The organism is Streptomyces sp. NPDC057854 (assembly GCF_042797055.1).
Lineage (GTDB): Bacteria > Actinomycetota > Actinomycetes > Streptomycetales > Streptomycetaceae > Streptomyces.
In genome coordinates, this window is sequence record NZ_JBHVMF010000041.1 from 22,834 (window position 1) to 33,715 (window position 10,882).

Below are 10,882 nucleotides of genomic sequence, written 5' to 3' on the forward strand. Positions count from 1 at the left end.
GGTGCCTCCTTCAGGCATCGGGGGCTCCTGAGCCCGCGGCGACGGCGTGCGGGGCCCAGCCGCCGGCGAGTCGCGCCTCGGCGGGGTGGGCGAAGGGCACGTCGGACCCGGCGCGGTGGCGGGCCGGCGCGTGGGAGAGGAGTTCCAGGTAGATGCCGCGGAACGCGGCGAGGTTCTGCTCGACGGTGAAGAGTTCGAGCGCGCGGGCGCGGGCGGCGGCCCCGAGCCGGTGGCGGCGCTCGGGGTCGCGCAGCAGCGCGAGGCAGGCGTCGGCGAGCGCGCGCGGGTTGCGCGGGGGCACGACGAGCCCGGTGCCGCCGATGATCTCGACGACGGCGCCGACGTCGGTGGAGACGGTGGCGCGGGCGCAGAACATGGCCTCGACGAGGCTGGCGGGGAAGCCCTCGACGGTGCTGGAGAGCACGACGACGGCGGCGGAGGCGTAGACGTCCTCCAGCGTGGGGGCCTCGGGCCCGCCGAGCTCTTCGAAGGAGACGGGGTTCTCGCCGACGGCGTGCGCGCCGGCGGCCTCGTCCGGGAAGAGCTGGGCGGCGAGCGCGGCGCACTGGGCGAGGTAGGCGCAGGGGTCGGTGCCGGGTTCGGCCTCGGCGGCGTCGGCGGGCACGGAGACGATCCGCAGCCGGGTGTCGGGCCGGTGGGCGCGGAGTTCGGCGAAGGCGTGGAGGAGGGCGACGAGGTCCTTGGCGGGTTCGACGCGGCCGATCCACACGAGGGTGCCGGGTTCGCCGCTCGTCTCGTCCTCGCCGACCTCGGCGAACCGCTCGGCGGGCATGCCGGGGTGGACGGTGCGGACGCGGTCCCGGTCGGCGCCCAGTTTCTCCTGCCAGCGGCGGGCGTGGGCGTTGCCGGGGGTGAGGAGGGCGGCCTGGCGGTACGTCTCGCCGGCGAGGCGGCCGTGGAGGGAGGCGAGCAGGGCGCGCAGGGCGGTGGAGCGGTCGCCGGCGCCCGCGTCGAGGTAGTGGGAGCGCAGCCCGACGCCGTACTCGGTGACGAGGAGCGGGGTGCCGAAGAAGCGTTTGGCCAGCAGGCCGGGGAGGGCGACGGGCCCGCCGGCGGTGGCGTGGCAGAGGTCGGCGGCGCCGAGCGTGGTCTCGTCGTACCAGTCGAGGGAGAGGGGGCGCAGGGCCCGCTCCAGGTGGTCGGTGAAGGCGAGGTGGTCGTGGAGGCCGGCCGCGGCGGCGGCGCGGCGGGCGCCGGGGGCGCGGCAGGCGTCCTCCAGGAGGCGGACGGCCTCGTCGGAGCGGAGCGCGGCGGGCAGTCCGCCGCTGTCGCGGGCGAGGTCGGCGAGGGCGCCGAGGCCGGCGGCGAAGGAGGCGGCGGGGTCGCCGCCGTCCGCGGTGGTCCGTTCGGCGGTGAGGCCGGCCGCGAGGGCGTGGAAGGCGTCGGCGAAGCGGCGCCGGTCGCGGCGGCCGTGGGCGCGGCGGCCCGTGCGCTCGGGCGGGCCGGCGGGGAGCGCGCCCTCGCCGGCGGCGGGGACGGGCCGGGTGTGCGGGGGCAGCGGGAGGGCGGGGAGCGGGCCGCCGACGGCGTACAGGTCGAACTCGTGGGGGGCGAGGCCGCGGACGAGCCGCTGCCACCAGGCGCCGGTGTCACCGCTCGCGCACGGGATGCCACCCTCCGTGAGCAGTCCGATCCGCACGAGTCCACACCCCCGGTCTTCCTTGACGGCGCCCACCGGTCCCGTCGGTGGCGCGCGCTGCCGCCCCCGGCGGGAACCCGCAGCGGGAAGAACGTAAGCGCTGGGGCCGGGGGTGCGACGGACGGTTGTCCATCGCACCACCGGAAGGGGTGAATGCGCGTGACTTTCCCCCGCCGGTCGCGTTCGGTCGCGGTACGCGTCGGCGGGGTCACGGAGCGTCAAGCTCCGGGGGTGGCGGCCTCCGGGCGCGGGACGGCGGGGGCCGTCGGCGGCGCGCTCAGCTCCCGGGGTGCACCCAGGGGTTGGGGCGGCAGGCGATGCCGTCGATCTTCAGGGACTTGGTCTGCTGCTGCATCACGGGCGCCAGGGCGCCGGGGGTCCGGCAGGTCACGTGGTTGTGGCCGAGCCTGTGCCCGACCTCGTGGTTGATGAGCATCTGGCGGTAGGCGAGCATCGCCTTCGGGCCGAAGGTCTCGGAGCCCTGCGCCCAGCGGAAGGCGTTGATCATCACGCGCTCGGTGGACGCGGAGTCGCAGGAGACGTTGTCGATCGTGGTGTCGAGGCCGGACTTGGCGCACCACTTGCCGGTGGTGCCGGGGCTGGCGAGGGTGATGACGAAGTCGGGCTCGCCGCTGGAGATCCGCTCGAAGGTCATGGCGCCCTGGCCGGCCCAGCTGCGCTTGTCGTTGAGGGTCTGCTGGACGGCCCGGGCGAAGAGTCCGGCGTCGAGCCCGAGCCCCTTCTCGACGTCGACGCGGTAGCGGTACTTCTGCCCCTTGCCGGGCGCCTTGTCGAGCCCGGGCACCGCCTCGAAGTCGCCGGAGCCCATGAGCTTCGGGTCGATCGGGAACTGGCGGGTCATCAGCTGCTCGTACGTGGGCGCCTGCTGCCGGACCGGCGAGGGCGCGGGCGCGGGGCTCGACGGGGCGGGCCGCTCGTCGGAGCGGGAGGCGGAGTCCTCGGAGGCGCGCTCGGCGGGCGGCTGGGCGGCGCGGACGGCCGGGGCGCCGTCCTTCCGGTCGGTGACCTGTCCGGCGACGACGATCGCGAGGCAGGTGGTGACGGCCGCGGCGGCGATCCCGGTGAGGGCGCGGCCCTTGCCGGCCTTCCCGGGCGTGTCGGCCTCGCCGGCGTCGACGGCGGCCGGCGTGCCGGGGCCCGCGGGCGGGGCGGCGGCCCTGCGCGGGCCGGGGATCCGCGGCGCGGCGCCGCTGCCGGGCCCGTACCGCTCGGGTGCGGCCCGGCGGGGCTCCTCGTCCGTGGGATGGCCGGGGTGGCCGCCGCGTACCGGAGTGCCGTGGGCGGGCGTGTGCGGCACGCCGTGCGCGGGCGTGTCGTACGCGCCGCCGCCGCGCGCGGGAGCGCCGTACGCCCGCGCGCCGGGCTCGTGGGCCGGAGTGCCGTGGGCCGGGGAGGGCGGGTCGCCCGGGGCGTGGAAGGTGCCGTGGCCGCGGGTGGTGCCGTACGGCTCCGGGCCGTCGGGGGTCCGGCGGCGCCGGCCCGTGCCCGCGCCGGCGTCCACGACCGGCGTGCGCCCGGTCTCGCCCGCGGGCGCGCGTCCGGTGTCGCCCGTCGAGGGCGCGGGGCCCTTGCGGCTATGTCGTCCCACCCCGGGTTCAGCTCCCGTCGTGCCGTGCGTCGTGGTCCGCGATCAGCTCCCGCGCGGCCGCGGCGACCGTCTCCGGGTACTCCATCATCGCCACGTGACCGGCATCGGGCAGGCTCAGCAGCCGCGAGCCACGGAAGGCCGCGGCGGCCCTGCGGGCCATCCGGTACGAGACGAGCCGGTCACGGCCGCCGTAGATCAGCAGGGTAGGCGCGAGCACCCGCTCCGCCTGCCGCCACAGGCCGTGCTGGCCGCCGAGCGTATAGGCGTCGACGATGCCGCGCGAGGACCTGGCCATGGCGTCCCAGAAATACGGGAGTTCCAGCCGGCGCTCCATCTCCTCGACGGCGTGCCGGAGTCCCTCGTCGGTGACCTGGCCGGGGTCCCCGTAGCAGAGCGCGAGGACGCCCCGGACGCGCTGCTCGGCGGTCCAGTCGCGGGAGATCCGGGCGAAGAGGGCGGCGACGCCGGGGAGGGCGAGCAGCGCCGTCGGCCAGGCGCTGCGCTGGGCGCGCAGCTCGGGCAGGGCCGGCGAGACCAGGGTCAGGGTGCGGACCAGGTCGGGCCGGACGGCGGCGACCCGGGTGGCGACGGCGCCGCCCAGGGAGTTGCCGAAGAGGTGGACCGGCCCCCGGCCGCCGGCGTCGAGCAGCCGGATGACGGCCCGGGCGTGCCCGGTCACCGAGTAGTTGCCGTCGTCGGGCGGCGGGGAGTCGCCGAAACCGGGCAGGTCGACGGCCTCGCCGTCGACGAGGTCGGCGAGCAGCGGCATCAGGGCGGACCAGTTCTGCGACGAGCCGCCGAGGCCGTGCACGTACAGCGCGGGCGGCAGGCCGGGGCTGCTGCCGGGCCGGGAGCGCACGGTGATGGTGAGGCCGGGGAGCGCGACGGAGCGGAGCTCCTCGCCGTCGGCGACCCGGACCGCGCGCGGACGCGGCGCCGGCGGTGCGGTGTCGGCGGTCCGGGTTTCCGGCAGCTCGGTCGAGGACATGGCCGCAATATTACGAGACGATCACGCGCGCTCGGGTGTGGGTGCGGTCACAAGGCGTGTGGCGCCTCGTCGGCGGCGGTTCGGGTGCGGGCGGGCGCGGCGGCTCCTAGGCTCGTAGGGGAAAGGCCATCGGCGCGGGCGGCCCGCCCGCGCGCGGGGAGGACGGGAGGGAAACGCATGACTGTCGATCCGTCCGAGCCGGAAACGTTCCCGGAGGAAGAGGACGCCGTGCTCGACGAGGAAGTCCCGGAGGCCGACGCTGCCGAGCAGCACACGGAACTGCGTCCGAGGGAGGACGAGCCGCTCAGCGATATCGACCACGACGGGGCGGACGAGGGTGACGTCTCGGAACAGGCGCGGGTCGTGGCGCTCGACGAGGACGACTACCGCTGACCGGTGTCCCCGCGCTGACCTGCGGGGACCGCGTGCGGCCCGCCGTCCGCCGGTGGCGGGCGGCGGCCGGGCGGCACCGGAGCGGCGGTTCCCGGACGTCCGCGGCGGCCCGGTGCGCGCCGGGCGCAAATAACACTCGCGAGTAACCGGTGACTTCCCGCTGATTTGTTCGGTTTAATCTTGAATCGCCTGTCGACCACGGCGTCCGGTCCGTGAAATTCTGCGTTCGCACCGCGCACACCCGGGTTACCCAAAAGTACGATGGCGGCGCGGCGCGACAGCGCACATGGATCGAATTCTTGGGAGGCCGCGTGAGCGCCATCGAGCAGACAGAGGCAGCACGCCCGCGCGGTACGCGGCTGCCGCGCCGTGCCCGCCGGAACCAGCTGCTCGGCGCGGCCCAGGAGGTCTTCGTCGCCCAGGGCTACCACTCCGCGGCCATGGACGACATCGCCGAGCGGGCCGGCGTCAGCAAGCCGGTGCTCTACCAGCACTTCCCCGGCAAGCTGGAGCTGTACCTGGCCCTGCTCGACCAGCACTGCGAGTCCCTGCTCCAGTCGGTCCGCACCGCCCTCGCCTCCACCACGGACAACAAGCTCCGGGTCGCGGCCACCATGGACGCCTACTTCGCCTACGTCGAGGACGAGGGCGGCGCCTTCCGGCTCGTCTTCGAGTCCGACCTCACCAACGAGCCGGCCGTCCGCGAGCGGGTGGACCGGGTGAGCCTGCAGTGCGCCGAGGCGATCTCCGAGGTCATCGCCGAGGACACCGGGCTGTCCACGGACGAGTCGATGCTGCTCGCGGTGGGCCTCGGCGGCGTCTCGCAGGTCGTCGCCCGCTACTGGCTCTCCAGCGAGTCCCCCATCCCCCGCGACAAGGCCGTCTCGCTGCTCACCTCGCTCGCCTGGCGCGGCATCGCGGGCTTCCCGCTGCACGCGGTCGACGGGCAGCTGAGCGCCGAGGGCCACTGAGCCTCCGGCCCCGCCGCCCTTCTGTTCCCGCCGGGTGTTCGCTCCTGGCGTGGCCGGAGCGGTCCGTGCGCGTCCCCTCACCGGGCTAGTGTGTGCAGCGTACGGCGCGGGTTCATCGCGCAACGCTGACCGTTCGGAGGGACATAGCCGTGGAGGTCAAGATCGGCGTGCAGCACGCACCCCGGGAGATCGTTCTGGAGAGCGGGCAGTCCGCCGAGGACGTGGAGCGCGCCGTCGCCGACGCGCTGGCGGGCAAGGCGGCGCTGCTCAGCCTCGAGGACGAGAAGGGCCGCCGGGTCCTGGTCCCGTCCGACAAGATCGCGTACGTGGAGCTGGGCGAGACCGCGGTGCGCCGGGTGGGCTTCGGCACGCTCTGAACCGCATCTCGCGCGGGAGGCCCGGAGGAATCTCCTCCGGGCCTCCCGCGCGTCCGCGCCCGTCCGCACGCGCCCACACCGGCACGCGCGCGTACGGCCCTGCACGCACGCATCCGGTCCGGCACGCGCGCGTACGGCCCGCGCGTGCCCGGGCCCCGCACGCGCGGGCGTGCGGCCGTCCGGGTGGTGCCGGGCCGGGGTCCGGGGCGGCGGGCGGACGCGGGGCGCTGGCCATTTCGCCGCTCCCGCAGGGGTGCTCGGCGCCGGCGGGGAGGGTTGCGTTCCGGCGGGCCGGGGTAGAGGGGCCTTGACCGCACCACCCGCCCCGCACCCCTCGCGAGGTGATCCACCGTGTTCCTGGAAGCCCTCGGCTCCGCCCTGCTCGGACTCGCCCTGGCCTGGGCGGTCGCGCACCGCCTGCCCGACCGTCTCCCCGCCCGGAGGACCGTGCTCCTGACCGGTGGGCTCGGCGCCGTGTTCGGCGCGCTCGTCACCCACGGCGCCCTCGGCCCGGGGCACTTCCTCGCCACCCTCACCGGCGCCGTCGCGGTGGCGGCGGTGCTGCTGTCGCTGCTCGTCCGGCCGGCCGCCCGCCGGATCCGCCGATCATCGCCCGCGACGTACTGACGTACTGAGCGCGCCCCCACACGCGGAACGGCCGCGCGGCCCGGACCGAGGTCCCGGGCCGCGCGGCCGTCGCGTACGAGGGGTCAGGCGGCGAGGCCCAGCGCCGCCATCCGCTTGGTGTGCGCCTCGGTGATCCGGGAGAACATCCGGCCGACCTCCGCCAGGTCGAAGCCGTCCGCGACCCCGCCGACGAGCATCGTGGACAGCGCGTCCCGCTCGGCCACCACCCGCTGGGCCTGCGACAGCGCCTCGCCCATCAGCCGGCGGGCCCACAGCGCGAGCCGGCCGCCCACGCGCGGGTCGGCGTCGATCGCCGCGCGGACCTTCTCCACGGCGAAGTTGCCGTGCCCGGTGTCGTCGAGCACCGCCAGCACCAGCGCGCGGGTGTCCGAGTCGAGCCGGGCCGCCACCTCGCGGTAGAAGTCGCTGGCGATCGAGTCGCCGACGTACGCCTTGACCAGGCCCTCCAGCCAGTCCGACGGGGCGGTCTGGCGGTGGAAGTCGTCCAGGGCCTTCGCGAACGGCTCCATCGCCGCGGTCGGCTCCGCGTCCACGGCCGCCAGCCGGTCCCGCAGCCGCTCGAAGTGGTGGAACTCCGCCGACGCCATCTTGGCCAGCTCCGCCTTGTCCTCCAGGGTCGGCGCGAGCTTGGCGTCCTCGGCCAGCCGCTCGAAGGCCGCCAGCTCCCCGTAGGCGAGGGCGCCGAGGAGGTCGATCACGGCGGCGCGGTACTGCGGCTCCGCGGAAGCCGTCGCCCAGTCCTCGGCGGCGATGCCGGTGGGCGTGTCGGCGGTCTCGGTGTCACCGGCGGGCGTGGCGTTGTCAGGCGTCTCCATGAAGCGCACAATAGCCCGCCCTCCGGACCCCGGAAGGTTCCGGTCAGCCGGTGTGACCGTGCCCTCATCGCCATTTCACCCGACACACATGCGCGAATCCGGGGTACAGTGGTAATGCGCCTGCCGAGTATGCGGACATGCTTTCGCACGTTCGGACGTACCCGGTGGGCCGACGCATGAATGAGGATGCCCGGTCGGTGGCCCGATCGGCTCCGGCCCGACAGCCCTTCCGGCGCCTGCCGAAGGGTCCCTCAAGCGGTACGACGCTCGAGCGACGGCAGTGGTCCCGTGCCACCCGGCGGTGATCTTCCCCAGGATCCCGCGGGAAGAGCCCGGCACGATGAAGACCCCCTTCGTTCGCCTCGCGCCGCGTCTCACAGAAGAGGCAGCACCCTGACTACGTTCCGAGAGCTCGGAATCCTTCCCGAGACCGCCGAGGCACTGGAAGCCGTCGGCATCGTCACCCCCTTCCCCATCCAGGAGATGACCCTTCCGGTCGCCCTCAGCGGCACCGACGTCATCGGCCAGGCCAAGACCGGCACCGGCAAGACCCTCGGTTTCGGCCTGCCGATCCTGGAGCGCGTCACCGTCCCCGCCGACGTCGAGGCCGGCCGCGCCAAGCCCGAGCAGCTGACCGAGGCCCCGCAGGCCCTCGTCGTCGTGCCGACCCGCGAGCTGTGCCAGCAGGTCACCAACGACCTCCTCACCGCCGGCAAGGTGCGCAACGTGCGCGTCCTCGCCATCTACGGCGGCCGGGCCTACGAGCCGCAGGTCGAGGCGCTCCAGAAGGGCGTCGACGTCGTCGTCGGCACCCCCGGCCGCCTGCTCGACCTGGCCGGCCAGCGCAAGCTCGACCTGTCGCACGTGAAGGTCCTCGTCCTCGACGAGGCCGACGAGATGCTCGACCTGGGCTTCCTGCCCGACGTCGAGAAGATCATCAACATGCTTCCGGCGACCCGCCAGACCATGCTCTTCTCGGCCACCATGCCGGGCGCGGTCATCGGCCTGGCCCGCCGCTACATGTCGCGGCCCACCCACATCCGCGCCACCTCGCCGGACGACGAGGGCGTGACCCACGCGAACATCACGCAGCACGTCTACCGCGCGCACAACATGGACAAGCCGGAGATGGTCGCGCGCATCCTCCAGGCCCGCGGCCGCGGCCTCGCGATGATCTTCTGCCGTACGAAGCGCACGGCCGCCGACATCGCCGAGCAGCTCCAGCGGCGCGGCTTCGCCTCCGGCGCGGTCCACGGCGACCTCGGCCAGGGCGCCCGCGAGCAGGCGCTGCGCGCCTTCCGCAACGGCAAGGTGGACGTCCTCGTCTGCACCGACGTCGCCGCGCGCGGCATCGACGTCGACGGCGTCACCCACGTCATCAACTACCAGACCCCCGAGGACGAGAAGACGTACCTGCACCGCACCGGCCGCACCGGCCGCGCGGGCAACACCGGTACGGCGATCACGCTCGTCGACTGGGACGACATCCCGCGCTGGCAGCTCATCAACAAGGCGCTGGAGCTGGACTTCGCCGACCCGGTGGAGACGTACTCCAGCTCCCCGCACCTCTACACCGATCTCGACATCCCCGAGGGCACCAAGGGCATCCTGCCGCGCTCCGAGCGGACCCGCGCGGGTCTCGCCGCGGAGGAGCTGGAGGACCTGGGCGAGCCCGGCGGCCGCCGGGGCCGCGGTGGCCGCGCCGAGGCGCCGGCCGCCGAGGAGCGCCCGGCCCGCACCCCGCGCCAGCGCCGCCGCACCCGCGGCGGTGCCGAGGCCGAGGCCGCGGCGCCGCGGGCGACCGCCGCGCCGGAGACCGCCGAGGCCCCGGAGGCCGTGGAGGGCCCGCGTCGTCCGCGCCGCCGCCGCACCCGCGGCACCGGTCCGGTCGGCGGTGGCATCCCGGTCGCCGGCGCCGCCCCGGTGACCCCGGCCCCCGCCGAGGAGCCCGCGCGGGCCGCCGCGCCCGCCGAGGCCGTCCCTGCCGAGGTCGTCGTCCCCGAGGCCGTTCCTGCCGAGGTCCCCGCCGAGGAGACCGCCGCCCCGCGCCGCCGCCGTCGTGGCGGTCGTACGGAGACGGCGCAGGCGGCCGCCGGGACGCCGGCGGTCGAGGCCGCCCCGGCCCCCGCACCCGTCGAGGCCCCGGCCGCCGCCGCGCCCGTCGAGAGCCCGGCCGAGGAGCCGTCGGCCCCGCGCCGCCGCCGTGGCCGCGGTGGGCGTACGGAGTCGGCCGCCCCGGCGCCCGTCGCCCCGGCCGCCGCTCCCGCTCCGGCGTTCGCGCCGCGCAAGCGCCGCGTCCGCCCGCGCGTCGAGGAGACGGTGACCTTCCAGACGGTCGAGACCGCCGCCGCCGCGCTGGCCGCCGCGCGCAAGCAGTCGGCTCCGGTGCCCGCCCAGTCGGCGGAGCAGCGCCCGGCCGCCCGCAAGGCCGAGACCCGTACGGCCCCGGCCGCTCCGGTCCAGGCCGCTCCGGTCCAGGCCGCTCCCGCCCAGCCCGTCCAGGCCGCCCCGGCCGAGGCCGCTCCGGCCGCCGTGCCGGCGCAGGCCGTGGCCGCGCCGCCGCGCGCCCGGCGCCGGGCGACCCGCCCGGCGACCACGCCGGGTGCCGTGATCGAGGCCGCTCCGGTGGTCGCCGAGGCCCCCGCGGCCCCGGTCGTCGAGGAGCCGGCCCCGCGCTCGCGCCGCCGCGTGGTCCGCAAGGCGTCCAGCCCGGTGACGGCCACCGAGGCCGTCGTGGTCATCCCGGCGCCCGTCACCGAGGCCCCGGCTCCGGCCGAGGCCCCGGCCGAGGAGGCCTCGAAGGCCCCGCGCAAGCGCGCCGCCGCCAAGAAGACGGCGACCGCCGAGGAGGCCCCCAAGGCCCCTCGCAAGCGGACCGCCGCGAAGAAGACGGCCGAGGCCACCGCGACCGCCGAGACCGCCGAGGTCACCGCGACCCCGGCCGCCGAGGAGGCCCCGAAGGCCCCGCGCAAGCGGACCGCCGCAAAGAAGACGGTCACCGCCGAGGAGGCCCCCAAGGCCCCCCGCAAGCGGACCACCGCGAAGAAGACGGCCGAGGCCACCGCGACCGCCGAGGTCACCACGGCCCCGGCCGCCGAAGAGGCCCCGAAGGCCCCGCGCAAGCGCGCCGCCGCCAAGAAGACGGCCGCCGCCGTGGCGCCGGACGCGTCGGAGCCGCAGAAGGCGACGACGACCCGTCGGCGCACGGTGAAGAAGGCCGCCGAGGCCCCGGCCGAGGAGGCGCCGAAGGCCCCGCGCAAGCGGGTCGCCCGGAAGGCCGCCGCCACCGAGCCGGAGGCGTAAGGCACCCGCCCGGACCACCGGGCGTGACGGCGGCCCGGCCCCCCCCGGGGGGGGGGGGGCCGCGGGGGGGCGCAGAACATGGGCGGGGGGGGGGTGGGGGGCCGGCAACGGTCAGGAC

At 76.3% G+C, this 10,882-nt stretch carries 9 protein-coding genes; 5 read left to right on the forward strand and 4 right to left on the reverse strand.

All coding sequences use genetic code 11. The features are described 5' to 3' along the window. Positions 1 to 10 precede the first annotated feature (10 nt). The 3 genes from ACFVQZ_RS35575 to ACFVQZ_RS35585 form a co-directional block, all read right to left on the reverse strand. Positions 11 to 1,660, reverse strand: coding sequence for a glycosyltransferase (locus ACFVQZ_RS35575; RefSeq protein ID WP_383629013.1), 1,650 nt, complete (start codon positions 1,658 to 1,660; stop codon positions 11 to 13). 277 nt (positions 1,661 to 1,937) lie between these two features. Then, positions 1,938 to 3,269 carry a DUF3152 domain-containing protein gene (locus ACFVQZ_RS35580; protein WP_383629015.1) on the reverse strand — a complete coding sequence of 444 codons (1,332 nt, stop codon included), beginning with the start codon at positions 3,267 to 3,269 and terminating at the stop codon, positions 1,938 to 1,940. 7 nt (positions 3,270 to 3,276) lie between these two features. Further along, positions 3,277 to 4,257, reverse strand: a complete 981-nt coding sequence (locus ACFVQZ_RS35585; protein WP_383629017.1) for an alpha/beta fold hydrolase — start codon at positions 4,255 to 4,257, stop codon at positions 3,277 to 3,279. A gap of 177 nt (positions 4,258 to 4,434) precedes the next feature. Between ACFVQZ_RS35585 and ACFVQZ_RS35590 the strand changes: the two genes are divergently transcribed. The 4 genes from ACFVQZ_RS35590 (at position 4,435) to ACFVQZ_RS35605 (ending at position 6,625) form a co-directional block, all read left to right on the forward strand. Continuing rightward, positions 4,435 to 4,650, forward strand: a complete 216-nt coding sequence (locus tag ACFVQZ_RS35590) for a hypothetical protein (RefSeq protein ID WP_030495979.1) — start codon at positions 4,435 to 4,437, stop codon at positions 4,648 to 4,650. A gap of 311 nt (positions 4,651 to 4,961) precedes the next feature. Next, entirely contained in the window at positions 4,962 to 5,621 is a 660-nt protein-coding gene (locus ACFVQZ_RS35595) for a TetR/AcrR family transcriptional regulator (RefSeq protein ID WP_030495980.1), read from the forward strand. 149 nt (positions 5,622 to 5,770) lie between these two features. Next, on the forward strand, positions 5,771 to 5,998 hold the full coding sequence (locus ACFVQZ_RS35600; RefSeq protein ID WP_030495981.1) for a DUF3107 domain-containing protein: 228 nt from the start codon (positions 5,771 to 5,773) through the stop codon (positions 5,996 to 5,998). Positions 5,999 to 6,349: 351 nt separating this feature from the next. Beyond that, positions 6,350 to 6,625: a hypothetical protein gene (locus tag ACFVQZ_RS35605; RefSeq protein ID WP_030495982.1), complete on the forward strand. Its 276-nt coding sequence runs from the start codon at positions 6,350 to 6,352 to the stop codon at positions 6,623 to 6,625. Positions 6,626 to 6,708: 83 nt separating this feature from the next. Here the strand turns inward: ACFVQZ_RS35605 and ACFVQZ_RS35610 are convergent, their stop codons facing one another. After that, positions 6,709 to 7,461: a ferritin-like fold-containing protein gene (locus ACFVQZ_RS35610; RefSeq protein ID WP_036415516.1), complete on the reverse strand. Its 753-nt coding sequence runs from the start codon at positions 7,459 to 7,461 to the stop codon at positions 6,709 to 6,711. 483 nt (positions 7,462 to 7,944) lie between these two features. Here ACFVQZ_RS35610 and ACFVQZ_RS35615 point away from each other — a divergent pair, with 483 nt between their 5' ends. Continuing rightward, positions 7,945 to 10,764, forward strand: coding sequence for a DEAD/DEAH box helicase (locus ACFVQZ_RS35615; protein WP_383629020.1), 2,820 nt, complete (start codon positions 7,945 to 7,947; stop codon positions 10,762 to 10,764). Positions 10,765 to 10,882: the final 118 nt, after the last annotated feature.

Excerpts from the sequence above, each read along its gene's own strand:
- ACFVQZ_RS35585 (WP_383629017.1), bottom strand. The coding sequence starts at position 4,257 with ATGTCCTCGACCGAGCTGCCGGAAACCCGGACCGCCGACACCGCACCG.
- ACFVQZ_RS35590 (WP_030495979.1), top strand. The coding sequence starts at position 4,435 with ATGACTGTCGATCCGTCCGAGCCGGAAACGTTCCCGGAGGAAGAGGAC.
- ACFVQZ_RS35610 (WP_036415516.1), bottom strand. The coding sequence starts at position 7,461 with ATGGAGACGCCTGACAACGCCACGCCCGCCGGTGACACCGAGACCGCC.
- ACFVQZ_RS35615 (WP_383629020.1), top strand. The coding sequence starts at position 7,945 with ATGACCCTTCCGGTCGCCCTCAGCGGCACCGACGTCATCGGCCAGGCC.